This window comes from Sulfuriferula thiophila (genome assembly GCF_003864975.1).
Classification (GTDB): domain Bacteria; phylum Pseudomonadota; class Gammaproteobacteria; order Burkholderiales; family Sulfuriferulaceae; genus Sulfuriferula; species Sulfuriferula thiophila.
Genome location: NZ_BHGL01000007.1, coordinates 326,504 through 345,274, shown reverse-complemented (window position 1 = coordinate 345,274; position 18,771 = coordinate 326,504). Strand labels below are relative to the sequence as shown.

General features: G+C 54.4%; 19 protein-coding genes. 13 read left to right on the top strand and 6 right to left on the bottom strand.

Going from position 1 to position 18,771, the window contains the following annotated elements:
• Positions 1-48 precede the first annotated feature (48 nt).
• Positions 49-1,137, top strand: a complete 1,089-nt coding sequence (locus EJE49_RS06415; protein ID WP_189941735.1) for an efflux RND transporter periplasmic adaptor subunit — start codon at positions 49-51, stop codon at positions 1,135-1,137.
• Positions 1,137-4,217 (top strand): efflux RND transporter permease subunit, encoded by a 3,081-nt coding sequence (locus EJE49_RS06410; RefSeq protein WP_124949573.1) that lies wholly within the window; start codon positions 1,137-1,139, stop codon positions 4,215-4,217. The genes EJE49_RS06415 and EJE49_RS06410 overlap by 1 nt, the downstream gene beginning before the upstream one ends.
• A gap of 183 nt (positions 4,218-4,400) precedes the next feature.
• Here EJE49_RS06410 and EJE49_RS06405 read toward each other — a convergent pair whose 3' ends face one another.
• Positions 4,401-4,736, bottom strand: coding sequence for a PsiF family protein (locus EJE49_RS06405; RefSeq protein ID WP_124949572.1), 336 nt, complete (start codon positions 4,734-4,736; stop codon positions 4,401-4,403).
• Positions 4,737-4,859: 123 nt separating this feature from the next.
• On the opposite strand from EJE49_RS06405, the gene EJE49_RS06400 reads away from it, so the two are divergent.
• Entirely contained in the window at positions 4,860-5,405 is a 546-nt protein-coding gene (locus EJE49_RS06400) for a DUF1415 domain-containing protein (RefSeq protein WP_124949571.1), read from the top strand.
• Here the strand turns inward: EJE49_RS06400 and EJE49_RS06395 are convergent.
• Entirely contained in the window at positions 5,391-6,410 is a 1,020-nt protein-coding gene (locus EJE49_RS06395) for a CDP-6-deoxy-delta-3,4-glucoseen reductase (RefSeq protein ID WP_124949570.1), read from the bottom strand. The two genes, EJE49_RS06400 and EJE49_RS06395, sit on opposite strands and share 15 nt — an antisense overlap.
• Between EJE49_RS06395 and EJE49_RS06390 the strand changes: the two genes are divergently transcribed.
• Positions 6,402-7,316, top strand: a complete 915-nt coding sequence (locus EJE49_RS06390) for an SDR family oxidoreductase (protein WP_124949569.1) — start codon at positions 6,402-6,404, stop codon at positions 7,314-7,316. The two genes, EJE49_RS06395 and EJE49_RS06390, sit on opposite strands and share 9 nt — an antisense overlap.
• Here the strand turns inward: EJE49_RS06390 and EJE49_RS06385 are convergent.
• The 3 genes from EJE49_RS06385 to EJE49_RS06375 all read right to left on the bottom strand — a co-directional run bounded on the left by EJE49_RS06385 (position 7,302) and on the right by EJE49_RS06375 (position 8,618).
• Positions 7,302-7,685: a helix-turn-helix domain-containing protein gene (locus tag EJE49_RS06385; RefSeq protein WP_223246775.1), complete on the bottom strand. Its 384-nt coding sequence runs from the start codon at positions 7,683-7,685 to the stop codon at positions 7,302-7,304. The genes EJE49_RS06390 and EJE49_RS06385 overlap by 15 nt on opposite strands.
• On the bottom strand, positions 7,685-7,990 hold the full coding sequence (locus tag EJE49_RS06380; protein ID WP_124949568.1) for a type II toxin-antitoxin system HigB family toxin: 306 nt from the start codon (positions 7,988-7,990) through the stop codon (positions 7,685-7,687). Before EJE49_RS06380 ends, EJE49_RS06385 begins: the two co-directional genes overlap by 1 nt.
• Before the next feature lie 133 nt (positions 7,991-8,123).
• Complete coding sequence (locus tag EJE49_RS06375; RefSeq protein WP_124949567.1) at positions 8,124-8,618, bottom strand: hypothetical protein; 495 nt, start codon at positions 8,616-8,618, stop codon at positions 8,124-8,126.
• A 126-nt stretch (positions 8,619-8,744) separates the two neighbouring features.
• On the opposite strand from EJE49_RS06375, the gene EJE49_RS14095 reads away from it, so the two are divergent.
• Positions 8,745-8,897 (top strand): hypothetical protein, encoded by a 153-nt coding sequence (locus tag EJE49_RS14095; protein ID WP_189941733.1) that lies wholly within the window; start codon positions 8,745-8,747, stop codon positions 8,895-8,897.
• A gap of 109 nt (positions 8,898-9,006) precedes the next feature.
• Here the strand turns inward: EJE49_RS14095 and EJE49_RS06370 are convergent, their stop codons facing one another.
• Positions 9,007-9,717 (bottom strand): ComF family protein, encoded by a 711-nt coding sequence (locus EJE49_RS06370; protein ID WP_223246774.1) that lies wholly within the window; start codon positions 9,715-9,717, stop codon positions 9,007-9,009.
• Positions 9,718-9,778: 61 nt separating this feature from the next.
• On the opposite strand from EJE49_RS06370, the gene EJE49_RS06365 reads away from it, so the two are divergent.
• From EJE49_RS06365 to EJE49_RS06330, 8 genes are all read left to right on the top strand, one after another.
• Complete coding sequence (locus EJE49_RS06365; protein WP_124949565.1) at positions 9,779-10,162, top strand: hypothetical protein; 384 nt, start codon at positions 9,779-9,781, stop codon at positions 10,160-10,162.
• A complete protein-coding gene (bioB, locus tag EJE49_RS06360) occupies positions 10,155-11,144 on the top strand; it encodes a biotin synthase BioB (RefSeq protein ID WP_124949564.1) in 990 nt (329 codons plus the stop codon). The genes EJE49_RS06365 and bioB overlap by 8 nt, the downstream gene beginning before the upstream one ends.
• 9 nt (positions 11,145-11,153) lie before the next feature.
• Positions 11,154-12,311, top strand: coding sequence for an 8-amino-7-oxononanoate synthase (bioF, locus tag EJE49_RS06355; RefSeq protein ID WP_124949563.1), 1,158 nt, complete (start codon positions 11,154-11,156; stop codon positions 12,309-12,311).
• Positions 12,308-13,039 (top strand): pimeloyl-ACP methyl ester esterase BioH, encoded by a 732-nt coding sequence (gene bioH, locus EJE49_RS06350; RefSeq protein WP_124949562.1) that lies wholly within the window; start codon positions 12,308-12,310, stop codon positions 13,037-13,039. Before bioF ends, bioH begins: the two co-directional genes overlap by 4 nt.
• Entirely contained in the window at positions 13,029-13,946 is a 918-nt protein-coding gene (gene bioC / locus EJE49_RS06345; protein ID WP_223246773.1) for a malonyl-ACP O-methyltransferase BioC, read from the top strand. Before bioH ends, bioC begins: the two co-directional genes overlap by 11 nt.
• Positions 13,943-14,617 carry a dethiobiotin synthase gene (bioD, locus tag EJE49_RS06340; RefSeq protein WP_124949561.1) on the top strand — a complete coding sequence of 225 codons (675 nt, stop codon included), beginning with the start codon at positions 13,943-13,945 and terminating at the stop codon, positions 14,615-14,617. Before bioC ends, bioD begins: the two co-directional genes overlap by 4 nt.
• A 71-nt stretch (positions 14,618-14,688) precedes the next feature.
• Positions 14,689-15,519, top strand: a complete 831-nt coding sequence (locus EJE49_RS06335; RefSeq protein WP_124949560.1) for a phosphate/phosphite/phosphonate ABC transporter substrate-binding protein — start codon at positions 14,689-14,691, stop codon at positions 15,517-15,519.
• A 6-nt stretch (positions 15,520-15,525) separates the two neighbouring features.
• Positions 15,526-18,756, top strand: coding sequence for an EAL domain-containing protein (locus tag EJE49_RS06330; RefSeq protein ID WP_124949559.1), 3,231 nt, complete (start codon positions 15,526-15,528; stop codon positions 18,754-18,756).
• Positions 18,757-18,771: the final 15 nt, after the last annotated feature.

Genomic DNA, 18,771 nt, shown 5'->3' with positions numbered 1-18,771 from the left:
CGTGTTGTTCGTGGACAAGCTGATTTTTCCAAGATAAAAGGGATGGTTATGCGTAACTGGTGGGTCATGCCGATAGTGGCAGTGGTAGCGAGTGGCTGCAGCAAACCGGCTGAAAAACCGGAGGCAACCCGTCCGGCGATGGTGTATGTGGTGAGTCAGGCGGCGCACGGTGGGCAGGCTGTCTACGCCGGTGAGATTCATGCGCAGCATGAGGCCGATCTGGGCTTTAGGGTAGGTGGTAAGGTCTTGGCACGTCTGGTGGAGCTGGGGGCAGCAGTCAAGCCTGGTCAGGCTCTGGCGCGACTGGATGCCAGCGATGCCCTGCTAGCCAGCACTCAGGCGCAGGCGCAACTGGCAGGAGCAGAGGCCGATGCCGCCAATGCTGCTAGTGAGCTGGCGCGCTCGCAGAAGTTGGTGGCGCAGCAGTTTATCAGTCCCTCTGCACTGGACAGCCGTATCACTGCGAGCAAAGCCGCACAGGCGCGGCTGAATGCACTACGGGCGCAGGCCGGTGTGACGGCAAATCAGTCGCGTTATACTACGTTGACAGCTGAGGCTGCTGGCGTCGTAACCGCAGTCAATGTTGAGGCCGGGCAGGTGGTCAGTGCCGGGCAGCCGGTGCTGCGCGTGGCTTACGATGGCGTCCGCGAAGTGCAGGTGCGGGTTGGTGAAAGCATAGCCGGTCAGCTCAAGGTCGGCCAGCCAGCGCAGGTGCATTTGTGGGCCATGCCGGATCAATGGCTGCCCGCCCGTGTTCGCGAGATTGCACCGGCGGCGGACGAAACGCGTACTTATCTGGTGAAAGTCAGTCTGGCTGAGGCAGCTCCGGCAATCAGGCTGGGGATGTCGGCCAGCGTGGTGTTAGCCGATGCCGGTGTGCAGTCTGCTGCGGTGGCGTTGCCGGCGGGTGCGTTATTCCAGCAGGGCAAACAGACGGCGGTATGGGTGGTGAATCAGCAGCATCAGGTGCATCTGGTACCGGTAAGTGTGGTGCAATACCGCGAGGACGGTATGCTGGTGCAGGCCAATCTGCCAGCCGGGACGCAGGTCATTGCTGCCGGTGCGCATAAACTGCATGAAGGTCAGGCCATCGTGCCGGCCGCTTATGATGGTGTGGCGCCAGCGGGGAGTATCTAGTGAGTCGCTTTAACCTCTCGGCGTGGGCGCTGGCGCATCGTAATCTGGTGCTGTATCTGATGGGGCTGATCACCGTGCTCGGCGTGGCCGCTTACGGCAAGCTCGGGCAATCGGAAGATCCGCCGTTCACCTTCAAAATCATGGTGGTGCAGGCATATTGGCCAGGCGCGACGGCAGACGAGATGCAACGACTGGTGGCTGACCGCATTGAAAAAACACTGCTGGAGTCACCGCAGGTCGATACGGTGAAGAGCTTCTCGCGACCGGGTGAAGTGCAGATATTTGTGCAGGCGCAGGATGCGACCCCAAGTCGTGATATGCCGGAGATGTTCTATCAGATCCGCAAGCGCGTGGCCGATATGCAGCGCACTTTGCCGCAGGGAGTGCAGGGCCCTTATTTCAACGACGAATTTGGTGAAACCTACGGCAACATTTTTGCGCTGACCGGCGATGGTTATAGCCTGACCCAGTTGCGGCAGACGGCGGATGATCTGCGCAAGGAGTTGTTGCGCACCGCCGGCGTGGCCAAGGTGGACATCATCGGGGTGCAGGACGACAGGGTCTATATTGATCTGTCCAATCAGAAACTGGCCAATCTTGGCTTCAGTGCACAGGATCTGATCACTGCGCTGCAGGCAGCCAATATCCTGCTGCCTGCGGGCAGTATCGATACCACTACCGACCGCATCTATCTGCGGCCGTCCGGTGCATTTCAGACGGTGAACGACATTGCCGAATTGCCGATTCGTGTTGGCAAGCGTACGGTCCGGTTGAAAGATGTAGCCGACGTGCGGCGTGGCTATGCCGATCCCGCGCAACCGCTGATGCGCTTTGAAGGGGTACCCGCTATTGGTATCGGTGTCTCCATGCAAAAAGGCGGCGATATCATTGCGCTGGGGCGCAATCTGGATAAGCTGATGACGCAGGTCGAATCACGTCTGCCAGTCGGGTTGACCCTGCATCGGGTTAACGACCAGCCCAAGGCCGTGCACCGGGCGATAGGCGAATTCGTCAGCTCGGTAATCGAAGCGGTGATCATAGTGCTGGCAGTGAGCTTTATCAGTCTCGGCTTGCGTGCCGGCATGGTGGTGGCGCTGACCATTCCGCTGGTATTGGCAGCAACTTTCCTGGTGATGAACTGGCTGGGTGTGGGGCTGCACAAGATTTCACTGGGTGCGCTGATTCTGTCGCTGGGTTTGCTGGTGGACGATGCCATCATCGCCGTGGAAATGATGGCGGTGAAAATGGAGGAGGGGCTGGATCGTATCAAGGCTGCGAGTTTCGCCTTTACTACCACCGCATTCCCCATGCTCACTGGTACGCTGATTACTGCAGCAGGATTTTTGCCGATTGCGACGGCGCAGTCTACGGTCGGCGAGTACACGCGCTCGCTGTTTCAGGTGGTGGGGATTTCCTTGCTGCTGTCATGGCTGGCGGCGGTGATCGTGGTGCCGTATCTGGGTTACAAGCTATTGCCCAAGCCGCATCAGGCCGGTTCGCCTGAACAGGGCTGGCTGCATACGCTGGCACGCAGGCAGCATCAGTTCGCGGCCTGGTTCTATACGCATTTTCGTGGCTGGGTCACCTGGTGTGTGGTGCAGCGCAAGACAGTGATCGTGCTAACGGTGCTGGCGTTTGCCGGCGCAATTTTCAGTTTCAAATATGTGCAGCAGCAGTTTTTTCCCGATGCGACACGGCTGGAATTGCTGGTGGATTTGCGTCTGGCGGAAGGCAGCTCGCTGCCGGCCACCCAGCGTGAAGTGGTCAAGCTGGAGCACTGGCTGGATCAGCACAAGGCGCAGCTGGTGAACTATGCGAGTTATGTTGGCAGCGGTTCACCGCGCTTTTATCTGTCGCTGGATCAGCAATTGCCAGCCTCGAATTTTGCCCAGTTTGTCATCACTACCCGCGACCTGGCAGCGCGCGAGCAGTTGCGCAGCGAACTGATTGCCTTGATGGACAGTCCGCAGTTCTCCGCCTTGCGCGGGCGCGTGCTGCGTCTGGAAAACGGCCCGCCGGTAGGCTTCCCGGTGCAGTTCCGGGTAAGTGGCGGAGACTTCGATACCTTGCGGGCTATCGCCAACCAGATGGCCGCAGCCATGCGTGCCAACCCGAATCTGCGTAACGTGCAACTGGACTGGGATGAGCGCACCAAAGCGATCTTCGTGGAAATGGATGCGGCGCGGGCAGCGGCACTGGGGGTGACGCAACAGGATCTGTCGCAGTTGTTGCAAACCGCCTTGCAGGGCAGCACCGTAACGACTTACCGGGAGCGCGACCAGCTTATCAATGTGGTGCTGCGTGCGCCGCTGGACGAGCGTGAGCACTTGCATCTGCTGGCAAATCTGAACGTACCTACGGCTTCCGGCCATACCGTGCCATTGTCGCAACTGGCGACACTGCGTTACGGTATGGAAGACGGCCTGATCTGGCATCGTAATCGTGAGCCGACCATTACCGTACGCGCTGATATTTACAGCAAAATGCAGGCGCCGGTGGTGTCGGCGCAGGTACAGCCGGCAATGGATGCAATTCAGGCCAAACTGCCATTAGGCTATCGCATTGAAACCGGTGGTGCTGTCGAGGAAAGTCTCAAAGCCAACGGCTCGATCAATGTCGGCATGCCGATATTTCTGATTGCGGTGCTGACCCTGCTGATGCTGCAATTGCAGAGTTTTCAGCGGGTGATCATGGTGGTGCTGACTGCACCGCTGGGACTGATCGGTGTCGCGGCAGCATTGCTGCTGCTGGGGCGGCCATTCGGATTCGTTGCGATGCTCGGTACCATTGCGCTGTTCGGCATGATCATGCGTAATTCGGTGATACTGATAGATCAGATCGAGCGCAATATTACGGAGGGACAGGCGGTGTTTGATGCGATTGTCGAGGCAGCAGTGCGACGCTTCCGGCCTATCATGCTTACCGCGCTGGCGGCGATACTGGCAATGATACCGTTGTCGCGCAGTGTGTTTTTCGGCCCGATGGCAACAGCGATTATGGGTGGGCTGGCGGTGGCGACAGTGCTGACTTTGCTGTTCCTGCCTGCGCTGTATGCGGCTTGGTTCAGGGTGAAACGCTGATTTTTTAAAGGCTAGTTGTCCACGAAAGACACGAAAGGCACGAAAATATTTCAAGAACCTCAAGCTATAGAAAGCTACCGCTGATACTAGACAGCTTTTGATTTATTTCGTGCTTTTCGTGTCTTTCGTGGACAATATGCTTTATAACGAATGCAAGGGAACACTGTGCCCCCTTGATGTAGCTTACTTCATGTTTTCCGGGCCTTTGGCCTTCAGGCATGAACTCATGTAGGCTTTGCGCTCGTCACCTTTTTTACCGGTAGCGGCTTTATTGCATGTTGTCATTGCATTTTGCGGAGTGGCTGCTGCAGCCGGAGTCGCTGGTGTTGCTGCTGCTTCGGGTTTGGCAGACAGGCAGGATTTCATAAAGCTTTTGCGCTCGTCGCCTTTGAGAGTTTTACTTGCAGCTTCTTTGTTGCATGCGCCCATTTTTTCCTGTTGTGCAGTTTTAGCGTGCGCAGCAAAAGATGCGACGGAAAAAACCACGGACATGAGTAATGCGGTCAGTAACTTATTCATGAAACCTCCAAATTAAATGAAATTATTATGCTGAAACACCGCCCAGCATGTTCAGTATAACGAGTAACTAACGAATAATGTTGACGCTAATTGTTAATATTTACTCACGCCAAGGAGTTAACTATGAGTACGGATCCCGCAAAAATTATCAAGGAAACGCAGGACTGGCTGGAGAAAGCTGTGATCGGTCTGAATTTATGCCCGTTCGCCAAGGCTGTGCATGTCAAGCAGCAGATCCGTTATGTGGTTAGCAATGCGACTACGCAGGAAGCGTTGCTGGAAGATTTGCTGGAAGAGTTGTACGTATTGCATGAGAGCGATCCGGAAGTAACCGACACCACCTTATTGATACATCCCTATGTGCTGGATGATTTCCTCGATTACAACGATTTTCTCGATGTGGCCGATGCGGCAGCGGCAGAACCGCAATTTAACGATGAGTTACAGATTGCCAGCTTCCATCCGCAATTCCAGTTTGCCGATACCGCAGTGGACGATATCGAAAACTACACCAATCGTTCACCCTATCCGATGCTGCACCTGCTGCGCGAAGACAGTGTGGAACGCGCGGTAGCGGCTTTTCCAGAAGCCGAACAAATCTACGAGAAGAACATGGCTACTTTGCGTACCCTGGGGCATGAGGGCTGGAAACGCTTATTCAGTAGCTGACTGATACAGGAACGCATCGGCAAAAAATTCATCCTCAGGCAAGGCGTGGGCAATGCATTCCTTGCGGGCAATATCCACCATGACTGGCGCGCCGCATGCGTACACCTGATAACCGGACAGATTCGGGAAATCCTGAATCACGGCATCGACTACCAGCCCGGTACGGCCTGGCCAGGCGTCCTCGGCAGCGGGTTCGGAGAGTACCGGGATGAACGTGAAATTAGGGTTTTCCTGCTGCCATTGCGAGGCCAGATGTGGCATGTACAGATCACGTAACTGGCGGGCACCCCAGTACAGCACCATTTCGCGGTTGGCGTGATGGTGCAGCGCATGTTCGATCATGGATTTGATCGGGGCAAAGCCGGTGCCGCCGGCAATGAAAATGATCGGTTTTTCGCTGTCTTCACGCAGGAAGAAACTGCCGAGCGGGCCTTCGATACGCAGGATGTCCTTTTCTTTCATGGTGTTGAACACATGCTCGGTGTATTCGCCGCCGGGCACATGGCGGATATGTAATTGCAGCAGTGCATCGTCGTGCGGCGCATTGGCCAGCGAAAAGCTGCGGCGCTTGCCGTTTTTCAGCAGGATATCGATGTACTGTCCGGCGAGGAATTGCAGACGCTCGTTGGCCGGCAGCTTCAGATGCATGCCCATCACATCATGGCCGAGTTTTTCCAGTTTGTGCGCACGGCACGGCAGGGTCTTGATCTGGATATCCTTGGCCGCACCGACTTCGCGGCATTCGATGGTGATGTCGCTGGTAGCGCAGGCCACGCAGAACAGCGCCTTACCTGCGGCAATGTCGGCATCGCTCAACGCGCCGGACTGAAACTCGCCATAATCGATATCGCCGCTTAATACCTTGCCCTTGCAACTGCCGCATGCGCCGTTACGGCAACCATAAGGTAACATGAAGCCTTCGCGCAGCGCTGCGGCGAGTATGGTTTCGTTGTCTTCGGCAACCAAGGTGTGGCCACTAGGCTGGATGGTGATTTGATGCGACATAAATATCCTTTGAAAAAACGTGTACTGATCGTTGGTTGCGGTGATGTAGGTGTGCGCACTGCACGCCGCTTATTACCGCATTATCGCGTATTTGGGCTGGTGCGTTCAACTGATGCAGCAGACTCATTGCGTGACATGGGCATCGTGCCCATCGTCGCCGATCTGGATGACCTGCGCAGTTTAACGCGAATCGCTGGAATCGCGGACGTGGTGCTGCATTTTGCGCCGCCGCCGACCGTGGGTACGATCGACCCACGTACTCGACATTTATTGGCGGTATTGGCTCAACATCGGGAATTGCCGCAACGATTGATTTATATCAGCACCAGCGGCGTGTATGGTGATTGTGGTGGCGATTGGGTAAGCGAAACCCGCCCGGTAAAGCCTGCGAGCGCACGAGCGCATCGGCGTGTCGATGCTGAACGCCAGATCCGTGCATTCGGCCGCCGCAGCGGCGTGCAGGTCAGTATCTTGCGCGTGCCCGGAATTTATGCTGCAGAACGTCTGCCGCTGGAGCGCATCAAGCGCGGCACGCCGACACTGCGCGCGGCAGACGATGGCTACAGCAATCACATTCACGCCGAAGACCTGGCACGAATTGCGGTACTGGCCATGCATCGCGGCAAGAATGCGCGCATCTACCATGCCAGCGATGATGGCGAGATCAAAATGGGCGAGTATTTTCAACTGGTGGCGCAGGCGTTTGACCTGCCCGCACCACCGCAGATTTCATGGCTGGAGGCACAGCAGACCTTACCCGCGACCCTGCTGTCATTTATGAACGAATCGCGGCGCTTGACTAATGCGCGGATGAAACGGGAATTGCGCTTGCGTTTGATCTATTCGACGGTGGTGGATGGGTTGCAGACCTCAGCCGAGTACTGCAGATGCTCAAGCGGCCAATAAATCTTTCGGTGGACGTATCAGGCTTTCCGCCGGAATGCCAAGTTTGTCATGCAGATTCCAGATCATGCGCAGTGTTAATGGGCGCGTGCGGTTGAGTATTTCATACACCCGGTTAAGCTTGCCGATCATGGGTACGAGATCTTTTGGGGTTAACCCTGCCTGCTCCATGCGAAATTTGATAGCTTCAACAGGGTCGGGTAAGTCTACGGGAAAGTGGTTAGCTTCGTAAGCTTCGACCAATGTCAGTAATATCTCGAAGCGATCACCGTCCGATGTGCCAGGTTCGGGCTCGTTGTCAAAGTACGCGGCAACTTCATGCATGACCATCTGGTAATCTTCTTCGGTACGAATAGGGCGGATTTCCATCATTAATTCTCCATTTCTATAGTTTCTACATCGATCTCATCGTATTCCTTGTGCGTGCCAATGAATTTGATGTATACCGCCTGAAAACGGTAGGCGACTGATACCACTAACCGATAGTCATTACCTTTGATATTAAACACAACGCGACGATTTTTAAGTATGCTGGCGTTGCGGTATTTCTCTTTAATATCGGCAGGCTGTGTCCATGCTGCATGCTTAATTTCATCTACCCATGCTTTGAGATGCTGCTCGGCATCGGGAAACCGAACCCAGAATTCCCTAAGCTGTTTAACGGCGATGATTTTCATGTGTTAATAATAGTCCCGTATTGGGACTATTGCAAATACTTAGTTTGTAAATGCATTTTTTCTAGACTTGGCCTCGATGTTTGTGAACCGCCAGCCATCAACGCATACTGAATCAGAAAGTTGTTATCCATGATTATTGGTCCTTATTCTCTTTAAATAGTCTGTCACAGGGGCAATACGGCGCACTCATGTTGTTTATGACGCATGCTCGTATGCATTTCTCATATGAGTGACCTATCGTAAAGAAGCCTATTCCTATCCACCCATTATGCCCATCTGGAATGTCATGAGGGCAGTCTTTCCGATCCAATTCCGGGCTTGCGGTGCGGATGACACGACCATATTCCTTGAGTCTAACATTCTGCTTAATCACTGTTTCGGCGGACACATAGCCTTTAGCATGAAATTCCGGAATCATCTCATTTCTTTGTTTCTTTGATGGGCTGACTGTCAGGTTGGCAATATCTTTAAATTCACCAGGGAATTCACCAAGCGATATACGCTGCCAGGTCGCGCCATCATATTTAAAGAAAACATACGGGGGATTGGGTCTGCCCCATTTATTGTAGGAGGGGCATAGCATAGGAATGACTGCCAGATAAGGCGTACCTTTTGATATGTCCAGCAAAATGGCGTCGAAGTTGGCGTGCCCGACGTCTTCGGTTTCGTCATCTTCCCATACGACTTTTTAACCCGAACCAGGCATCTTAAAACTGATGGATTGCTTGCTGATTGATGAATCCTGACCAATCTCATGACTACCACCTTGATCCTGAGATCGCTCCACCATCAGCTTGCTACCATCATGCAGCAACACTTCTTCCGTCTAGTTTGTGCCAAACAGATAGAAAGCCTGGGCATGCAGGCTCAGGCTCATACTGAGCAACAGCAAAACCAGTTTAAGTAGGGTTGTAAATGTTTTTATAGCTCACTCTCGGGTTCATTTTCGTTGCACGAATTGGCGTGTTATTTATATCATTATCCTGCGCACTGAAATCAGTATTATGGTGGGTAACTTATTTCATCACCGCCCGCGCCACCACCCAGCACTGTACTTCCACCGCGCCGGCCTTCAATAAAGTCCGCGCCAGGCTATCCAGCGTGCTGCCGCTGGTCATTACATCATCGACAATGGCAATGCGTTTGCCGGCGACACTGGCGTCGCAACTGAAGGCATTGCGTATATTCTGCTGCCGCTCTTTGAGTGGCAGCGCGGCTTGCGGCGGGGTATCGCGGTTGCGCTGGCAGGCGTGGTCGAGTAAGGGCAGTTTTAGTTGGTTGGCGATAGTGCGTGCCAGTTGTTGCGACTGGTTGAAACCGCGTTCGCGTAAACGGTTAGGGTGCAGCGGCATGGCGATGATGGCGTCGGGCAGAGGCTCGTTTGTCGAGTGGATGCTGCTCAGCAACGGCGCGATGAGGGTATCGATCACGGCAAACTGGTGATGGTATTTGAGTGCCTGCACCAACTGATCCAGTGGGTAGCGGTAGATGTAGGTGGCGTGGCTGCGGCGGTAGGCGGGCGGGTGGCTTAGGCAGGCACCGCATACTTCGCCGGACAGGGTCGGGTATGCGCAAATCGGGCAGGCCGGGGCGGTATGCAGCGGCAGCTCAGCCATACAGGATGGGCAGAGAGCCGCATGTCCGGCCTCGGCAGTGCACAGCAGACAGTTCTGCGGCAGCAGGGATTGTATAAAATTTGAGCAGATGTTTAATAAGGTGTGATTCAAAATTGACTATCTGGTTAAAATCAAAGAAAATTCAGCCTATTATTGTCTCCGGGAGTGGTTAATGGCAACTAAAACGATTACTGGCAAGAGTGCGCTGTTTGCTGCGCGCCTGTTCAATATCGCCAGTATCACGGCAACCCTGATCGCGCCGCTGTTGATGATCTGGATTGCGGCATCGATATTCGCTTACGCCTCGGTGGCGCATCATCCCAATCCGCGCACCGTGTATTACAACCGCATTTCCGGCTACCGTTTTTACGGCGCCACTGGCGCGATGGTCGTGTTCGGCCAACCGATTTACAGCTTATTTAATAACTGGCATGGGCTGGTGGCGGCCTGGCTGATACTCGTCGTCGTGGTCGTGCCTTTCGGCTTGTGGGACATTATCCGCGCCGGACGTGAAAACTGGCAAGACTTAACTATAGAGGTAGAAAACCATGAATGATATGACTCAACCCGCTGCTGAAGCAGCAAAATTGCGCGTGGCCGATGTCGAGGCGCTATTCGCCTTGCCTTTCAGTGATCTGATGTACCGTGCACAGAGCGTGCACCGCGAGACCTTTGATCCAAACGTGGTGCAATTGTCCACGCTGATGTCGATCAAGACAGGCGGCTGTTCCGAGGATTGCGGCTATTGCCCGCAGGCAGCGCGTTACAGCACCGATGTTGAGGCCGAGCTGTTGCTGGATATCGATACGGTGATGACCGCTGCGCGTGCCGCCAAAGAAGCCGGTGCTACCCGTTTCTGTATGGGTGCAGCCTGGCGCGGCCCCAAGCAACGCGATTTGGAGCCGGTGCTGGCAATGGTGAAAGGTATCAAGGATTTGGGGCTGGAAGCCTGCGCCACATTGGGCATGCTCAAGGACGGACAGGCTGAGCAGTTGAAAGACGCCGGACTGGATTACTACAATCACAATCTCGATACCGCACCGGAATTCTACGGTGAGGTGATTACCACCCGCACGTATCAGGACCGACTGGACACGCTGGAGCGTGTGCGTGGCGCTGAAATCAACGTGTGCTGCGGCGGTATCGTCGGTATGGGTGAGTCGCGTACGCAACGTGCCGGGCTGATTGCGCAACTGGGCAATCTGACGCCGCAACCGGAATCGGTGCCTATCAACATGCTGGTGCAGGTAGAAGGCACACCGTTGCAGGATACCGAAGCATTGGATCAACTGGAGTTCGTGCGCACTATCGCAGTGGCGCGCATCGTGCTGGCCAAGAGCTATGTGCGTCTGTCGGCCGGACGCAGCGCGATGTCGGAAGCCATTCAGGCCTTGTGTTTCCTGGCTGGGGCGAATTCGATATTTTACGGCGAGAAGTTGCTGACTACGGGTAACCCGGACGTGCAGCGTGATCGTGATCTGCTGGCCAAACTGGGTATACAGCCACAAGGTGCTGCGGCTTGTAATACCTGCGGTTAAGGCGGGTAGATGACGTTTGCGGCACTCTCTGAAATACGCAGCGGGCTGACCGCGCTAAGCGCACAAGGCCTGTTGCGCCAGCGGCGTATGCTGCAAAGCGCACAGGGCGCGCGGGTGCAGGTCGATGGCCGCGAACTGCTGTCATTCTGCAGTAACGATTATCTCGGCCTGGCCAATCATCCCGCGCTGGCTGCGGCAGTGGCACTAGCCTTGCCGGAGATGGGCGTCGGTGCCGGCGCTTCGCATCTGATCACCGGGCATCATGCCGCGCATCATGAGTTTGAATCGCAGTTTGCCGGATTTATCGGTTTGCCTGACGCCTTGCTATTTTCTACCGGCTATATGGCTAATATCGCGGTAGTGACCGCGTTGGTTGGCAGAGAAGGTGAGGTGTTTGGTGACAAACTCAATCATGCTTCACTCAATGACGCGGCGCTGCTGTCACGGGCGAAATTCAGCCGTTATGCCCACAATGATCTGGCAGCATTAGCACGGCTAATGGCAGCGAGTACTGCCCGCAGCAAGCTGGTGCTGGTCGATGCGGTGTTCAGCATGGACGGCGATGTGGCGGATCTGCCGGCGTTGCTGGCGTTGTGCGAGGCGCATGATGCCTGGCTGCTAGTCGACGATGCGCATGGTTTTGGCGTGCTTGGCGCGGGTGGTCGCGGCTCGCTGGCGCATTTCGGCTTACAGTCGCCGCGAATTATTTACATGGCGACACTGGGTAAAGCAGCGGGTGTGGCCGGTGCGGTGGTGGCAGCGGAGAAAGATGTGATTAGCTGGCTGCTGCAAAAAGCGCGTACCTATATCTATACCACGGCAACACCACCGCTATTGTCGGCGGCCTTGCTGGCGAGTCTGCAAGTGATCGCGGGTGCCGATGACAGGCGCTCGCATTTGCGTGAACTGGTTATGCAATTGCGCGACGGGTTGCAGGCGCAGGGCTGGGAGTTGCTGGACAGCGCTACGCCGATACAGCCGGTTATCATCGGCAGCAATGCAGCGACATTAGCCATTAGCAGTGCATTGCTGGAGCAGGGCATACTGGTACCGGCGATACGCCCACCGACTGTGCCGGTCAACAGTGCGCGGTTGCGTATTACCTTGTCGGCGGCACACAGCGCAGCCGATGTGGCGCTGCTGTTAAATGCCATGGGTAACGCATGACGCCGCTAGTAATGTTGCATGGCTGGGGTATGCACGGCGGGGTGTGGACGGCAACGGCCGAAGCGCTGGGCGAGCGTGCGCTACTGGTGGATATGCCGGGTTATGGCGGGCGTGCTGCGGTAGCGCCGTATACGCTGGAAAATCTGGCCGAGGCAATTGCAGCCGAGTTGCCGCCGTTGTTTGATCTGTGTGGCTGGTCGCTGGGCGGGCAGGTAGCGATGACGCTGGCGCGGTTGATGCCGCAGCGGGTGCGGCGACTGGTACTGGTGGGCGCGAATCCTTGCTTTACCACACGGTCTGATTGGCATTGTGGCATTGCACCGGAAGTGCTGACACAGTTTGGTGAAGAGCTGGCGGTTAATTACGAAGTGACGCTGAAGCGTTTTCTGGCGTTGCAGGCACGTGGCGACGAGGAGGCGCGTGCGGTATTGGCACGGTTACGCAGTTTGTTGTTTGCGCGCGGCAAGTCCGATAGTGCGGTATTGCAGGCCGGGTTAACGATTTTGCTGCAGGCGGATTTACGCCCGCAGTTGAGTCAAATTACCATGCCAACGCTGGTCGTGCATGGCAGCTTTGACCAGCTGGCACCAGTATGTGCAGCAGAGTGGCTGGCACCCGCCTTGCTGGATGGCCGTTTGCAGGTGATACCCGGCGCTTCGCACGCACCATTTCTGTCACATCGTGCCGAATTTGAAACGGCGTTAATTGAATTTTTAGATGAAAGATAAAGCGGATATGGCGAACGACGCTTTGACTGTCGATAAGCGTTTGGTGCGGGTTGCGTTTGATCGGGCAGCGCAGACCTATGACGCGAATGCGGTACTGCAACGCGAAATTGCTGACCGCATGCTGGAACGGTTGGATTACATCAAGCATCAGCCGAAGGTGCTGCTGGACGCGGGTGCCGGTACCGGTTATGGCACGCAGCACTTGCGTAGCCGCTACCCGGAGGCTGCAATCGTGGCGCTGGATCTGGCGGAAGCCATGCTCAAGATTGCCTGCCCACCGCAGAGCCTGTGGCAGAAGCTGCGCCGCGGTGCGCCGCTGCATGCGCTGTGCGGTGACATAGACCAGTTGCCCTTGAAGACTTCCAGCGTGGACATGGTGTGGTCGAGCCTGGCGCTGCAATGGTGTAATGACCTGAATGTCAGTTTTGCCGAGCTGTATCGGGTGCTGGCACCGGGCGGATTGCTGATGTTCGCAACCTTCGGACCGGATACGCTGAAAGAGCTGCGTGCGGCGTTTGCCGAGGTGGATGGCTATTCCCATGTTAACCAGTTTGTGGATATGCACGATATCGGCGATGTGCTAGTCAGCGCGGGTTTCAACACGCCGGTGATGGACATGGAATACATCACCCTGACCTACGCCGATCTGAAAACCATGCTGCGTGAACTGAAAGGTATCGGCGCGCACAATGTCACTGCCGGACGTAATCCGGGGCTGACCAGTCGAGCGCGCTGGCAGAAGCTGGAAGCAGCGTTCGAGCGCCGGCGCAAGGACGGGCGCTTGCCAGCGACGTACGAAGTAATCTATGGCCATGCCTGGGTCAACCAAAAAACTAAAACTGCAGATGGCTATCAGATTGTGCAGATGAATATCCAGCGTCGCCGCAGCGAAAAAGGGCTGGTGTGAGCCGCGGCTATTTCGTCACCGGCACCGATACCGGGGTGGGTAAAACATTAGTATCTGCTGCACTGCTGCATGCGTTTGCTGCACAAGGTTTGCATGTGGTCGGCATGAAGCCGGTGGCTGCCGGATGCGAGTGGCGCGACGGTGAGCCGTATTGGGAAGATGTGGCGCAGTTGCAGGCGGCGAGTAATATTGAGGCGCCATTGCAAAGCCGCAACCCATACCGGTTTGACCCGCCGATTGCACCGCATATCGCGGCAAGCCAGGCCGACTCCCGAATAGACCTCGCAGTCATCCATCGTGGTTATACAGATTTACAAAATCATGCCGATATAATAATAGTAGAAGGCGCCGGTGGCTTCTACGTGCCGCTGAATGAATCCGACACCATGGCCGATCTGGCGCAGCAACTCGCGCTGCCAGTGATACTGGTAGTGGGTATGCGGCTGGGCTGCATCAATCATGCGCTGCTGACGGTACAGGCGATTCTCAATCAGGGTCTGGTGCTGGCCGGTTGGGTGGCCAATCAGCTGGACCCGGGTATGCTGGTTCGGGAAGATAATCTGGCTACGCTGCAACACCATATCACTGCACCTTTGCTGGGGGTATTGCCCTTTCACCCGGGTGTTGGTTCCGCTGAGACAGCATTGCGTTTACAAATAGACAGGTTGTGACTATGATAAGTTAATTGTCTGTTTAATAGAGGTATCGTGCTACACATAAAACCAATATAAAGGGGGGTGGCATGTTTCGTAGTATTCTGTTCCTGTTCATTTGTTTAGTTTCTCCTTCATGGTCTTGTGCCGCTGAATCATTGCAATTTGGTGTGCTCAATCAGCGTTCCATATTGCTTACCGCCCAACTGTGGAATCCCATACTGGAATATGTCAGTGCTAAAAGTGGCGTGGCATTGACTCTTAAAATGGGCAAGACCGCGCAAGACACCATGGCCATGGCGGAGCGTGGCGAATTCGATTTAGTTTATACTAATCAGTTCTTTACGCCTGAGCGCGAAAAGCTGGGTTATCACCCTGTCGTCCGTTTCAATATACCGGGTATACGTGGACAAATTGTGGTCCGGGCTGATTCTCCTTATCAACAGCTTGCCGATTTGCAAGGTCTGCGCGTTGCTTTCCCGTCACCGGAAGGGTTTGCTGGATATAAGCTGCCTATGGCGGCTTTGGTGAAAGCCGGTGTCAAGGTTCAGCCGGTATTTACCGGTAATCAGGAGGCGGCCATGGCGCGCCTGCAACTTGGCCATGTGGCGGCAGCCGGGGTGAATAGTCGTTTGATGTCAAGTTATGCGCAACGGGAGTTATTTAACTACAGGGTTTTATATACTTCTGGCTCCTACATGAATTTTCCGGTCATGGTTAATGCACGTGTGCCTGAGAGTACGATACAGAAAGTGCAGCAGGCTTTTCTGGGAATGGCAGATGACAGCATGGGGCGGAAAATATTACAAATGACATCTACTCTGCTAAAGAGTGAGCAGACATTAAGTTTCGTTGTCGCAAATGATAAGGACTATGATAGTTATCGTCAGCTTTATCGCGAAACGCGATTGAAAGAGTAGGCATCTATGATGAAGCAGATTATTCATTCTTGGCAAAATCTGGGTTTTTTATCGCGGCTATTAGTGATGATATCGGCGGTCATCATTTTGACATCAGCCGCGCTGACGGTGGTCCAGTTTGAGCATATGCGTGCCGATGCGAGTGCGCAGGCTCAGCGTGTGACGCATGAAATTTTTGTGATGGCAACGCCCGCTATAGTGGAGCAGGCAATATTGGGTGATTACGCCAGTATCCGGCAATTATTGCAAAGTAATGTAACGGTGCGTGCTGAGTTGTCGCGCCTGACCTGGCGTTACCGTGGTGTCGAGATCAGCGCGGTTAATCCGTCTCCTGTTGCTATGCGAGCGCCCAGCTGGTTCGTGTCTTTGTTCAACGCAACTGCCTGGCATAGCGTTAAACCCGTGCAGTTCTCCGGGAAAAGTTACGGTAATCTGGAAATAACGCTTACGCCTGCCAAGGCAATGAATCTTATATGGGATGATCTCATTCGTCTTGCCGAGTTTGCGTTGAGTGCGCTGGGGATGATCTGGTTGCTCAGCTATTTTATTATAAAGCGTAATTTAGTCATGCTGGAGCGCCTGGTGGGAGCCGTAGGCGCGATGAAACGCGGTGAATACGACGTGCGCGTGACGGAGTCGGGTGCGCCTGAATTAAGAGTATTGATACGCTCTTTCAATGAAAGTAATAAACGTTTGGGGGAGTTAATCGCCGAACTGCATGAGCGTGATCTGGGTCAGTCAGCGCAACTGGAGCAGATTACCGCCCAAAATTTCGCTTACCTTGAGCAGCGCCGCGCGATGAATGCCGCCGCAATCATCGCGGAGACGGATCTGCAGGGCAATATCGTGTTTGTAAATGACCGGTTTTGCCAGGTATCCGGTTATGTTCGTGATGAGTTGCTGGGCAAGAATCACCGTATGCTGCGTTCAGATATGCATGCGGCAGATTTTTTTACAGATATGTGGCAAACGATAGGGCGTGGCGAAATATGGCAGGGTGAAATCTGCAATCGCGCCAAGGATGGTCATCTGTTTTGGGTACACACCACTATTGTGCCCATTCTGGATGGTGTGACGCATCTGACGAAACGTTATCAGGCAATCCGTTTTGATATTACCGAGCGCAAACGTCTGGAAGCAGATCTGCATTTGGAAAAAGAGCGTGCTGAAGTGACGCTGGCTTCTATTGGTGATGCGGTGATGACCACGGATGTAGAAGGCAATATTGTTTTTCTGAATGAAATTGCCGAACGGCTGACAGGCTGGTCTCTGGCCGAGGCTGTTGGAAGGCCGGTGGCTCAGGTTTTCAATGTTGTGAACGAAGCCACGCGTGAGCCAGTCATGAATCCGGTTGGGCAGGTGATGCAGGAAAAGCGAGTAGCGGGGGTGACGGATAATGCCGTACTTGTTTCCCGTGATGGCGCTGAATATAACATTGAAGATTCTGCTGCGCCGATATTCATGGGGGATGGGGATCTGGTCGGGTGTGTCCTGGTGTTTCATGACGTAACCGATAAACACCGACTGATGACAGCCGTGCATTGGCAAGCCGGGCACGATACATTAACCAATCTGCCTAATCGGGCGTTACTGAATGACCGTTTTGGCATTGCTTTGGCTAATGCGCGCCGGCACAGTACCTTGACGGCGATATGTTTGCTGGATCTTGACGGGTTTAAGCCGGTGAATGATACCTTCGGGCATGAGGTGGGTGATGCAGTGCTGGTCGAGGTGGCAGACCGTCTAATTCAGGCGGTGCGCGGAGAGGATACCGTTGCGCGTCTGGGGGGGGACGAGTTTGTGTTGCTGCTTAACGGGTTTGATGAAATGGATGCCGTGGAAATGGCTGTTCATCGAGTATTGAGTATGATTGCCGCTCCGTATCATATCGGCAATGAAATCATCAATATTAATGCAAGTATCGGATTGACCTTGTATCCGCTTGATGATGCTGATGCAGATACTTTGTTGCGGCATGCCGATCAGGCGATGTATCAAGCCAAGCAGGCCGGACGCAGCCGTTATCGTTTGTTTGACCTTGCTTCCGACATGGAAGCGCAAACCAGCCTGAGGAAAATTGACAGGGTGCGTCAGGCGCTGCTCTCGAATGAACTGGTTTTGCATTATCAGCCTAAAATTAATATGCGCACTGGGAAAACGGTGGGTATGGAGGCATTGTTGCGGTGGAATCATCCTGAACGCGGCATAGTGCCGCCACTTGATTTCTTGCCTCTGATAGAGAAAACGGATTTGATAATTGAAGTTGGCGAATGGGTAATAGAGCGGGCGCTTGCGCAAATAAGCGACTGGCTGGCCGCGGGTAAGGAATGGGTGGTAAGTGTCAATATTGCCGGTTGGCATTTTCAAAGCCAGGATTTTTGTGAACGGCTTAATTTGTTATTGGCCCGTTACCCGCAGGTGCCACCAGCATTGTTGCAATTTGAAATCCTGGAGTCCGCTGCTTTGGGTGATTTAGGCTATGCCCATGACATGGTGGTCAAATGTCAGCAAGTAGGGGTGACGTTTGCCCTGGACGATTTTGGTACGGGATACTCCTCTTTAACCTATCTTAAGCGCCTGCCTGCCGATGTGCTCAAAATTGATCAGTCCTTTGTGCGCGATATGCTGGCAGATAAGGAAGGCATGGCATTGGTTGAGGCGATCATTAGTCTTGCTTCCGTGTTCGGCAGCGAAATTATTGCCGAGGGCGTGGAGACGGCTGAACATGGTGTATCGCTGATAAGGTTGGGTTGTGATCTGGGGCAAGGGTATGGAATCGCGCGTCCTATGCCGGCGGAAAACGTGGTGGAGTGGGCCGGTCAGTATGCGCCCGATTCTAGTTGGACGGTAGCATCAAATCAGAATTGGGATTTGTCGGATTTTCCGTTGCTGGTTGCACAGCACGATCATCTATCCTGGGTGAAGAAAGTGGTAGCGTCTGTGTTTGATCACCCGCTGGTTTTGTCCGAAGCGGAGTTGACTGATCACCACCAGTGCCGGTTTGGTCATTGGTATTATGGCGTGGGTAAGGACCGTTATGGTCATTTGGACGAATTTGTCGCGCTCGAGGGAATACACGCCAAGGTGCATCAAGTCGCGAAGGAAATGGTGGATTTATATGAGCGTGGTGAGAAAGAACAAGCAAAGGCGATGAGCGGGAAGCTGATCCTGTTAAGGGATCAGGTTTTGGCATCGCTGGCAAATTTGCAACGCTCGGTTGCGAGTAAGTTGCATTAATGAGGCTGGGGAGTA

Excerpts from the sequence above, each read along its gene's own strand:
- EJE49_RS06330 (WP_124949559.1), top strand. The coding sequence starts at position 15,526 with ATGATGAAGCAGATTATTCATTCTTGGCAAAATCTGGGTTTTTTATCG.
- bioH (WP_124949562.1), top strand. The coding sequence starts at position 12,308 with ATGACGCCGCTAGTAATGTTGCATGGCTGGGGTATGCACGGCGGGGTG.
- EJE49_RS06385 (WP_223246775.1), bottom strand. The coding sequence starts at position 7,685 with ATGATGGAAATCCGCCCTATTCGTACCGAAGAAGATTACCAGATGGTC.
- EJE49_RS06415 (WP_189941735.1), top strand. The coding sequence starts at position 49 with ATGCGTAACTGGTGGGTCATGCCGATAGTGGCAGTGGTAGCGAGTGGC.
- EJE49_RS06365 (WP_124949565.1), top strand. The coding sequence starts at position 9,779 with ATGGCAACTAAAACGATTACTGGCAAGAGTGCGCTGTTTGCTGCGCGC.
- EJE49_RS06400 (WP_124949571.1), top strand. The coding sequence starts at position 4,860 with ATGAGTACGGATCCCGCAAAAATTATCAAGGAAACGCAGGACTGGCTG.
- EJE49_RS06390 (WP_124949569.1), top strand. The coding sequence starts at position 6,402 with ATGCGACATAAATATCCTTTGAAAAAACGTGTACTGATCGTTGGTTGC.
- bioF (WP_124949563.1), top strand. The coding sequence starts at position 11,154 with ATGACGTTTGCGGCACTCTCTGAAATACGCAGCGGGCTGACCGCGCTA.
- bioC (WP_223246773.1), top strand. The coding sequence starts at position 13,029 with ATGAAAGATAAAGCGGATATGGCGAACGACGCTTTGACTGTCGATAAG.
- EJE49_RS06405 (WP_124949572.1), bottom strand. The coding sequence starts at position 4,736 with ATGAATAAGTTACTGACCGCATTACTCATGTCCGTGGTTTTTTCCGTC.
- EJE49_RS06335 (WP_124949560.1), top strand. The coding sequence starts at position 14,689 with ATGTTTCGTAGTATTCTGTTCCTGTTCATTTGTTTAGTTTCTCCTTCA.
- EJE49_RS06380 (WP_124949568.1), bottom strand. The coding sequence starts at position 7,990 with ATGAAAATCATCGCCGTTAAACAGCTTAGGGAATTCTGGGTTCGGTTT.
- bioB (WP_124949564.1), top strand. The coding sequence starts at position 10,155 with ATGAATGATATGACTCAACCCGCTGCTGAAGCAGCAAAATTGCGCGTG.
- EJE49_RS06395 (WP_124949570.1), bottom strand. The coding sequence starts at position 6,410 with ATGTCGCATCAAATCACCATCCAGCCTAGTGGCCACACCTTGGTTGCC.
- EJE49_RS14095 (WP_189941733.1), top strand. The coding sequence starts at position 8,745 with ATGACTACCACCTTGATCCTGAGATCGCTCCACCATCAGCTTGCTACC.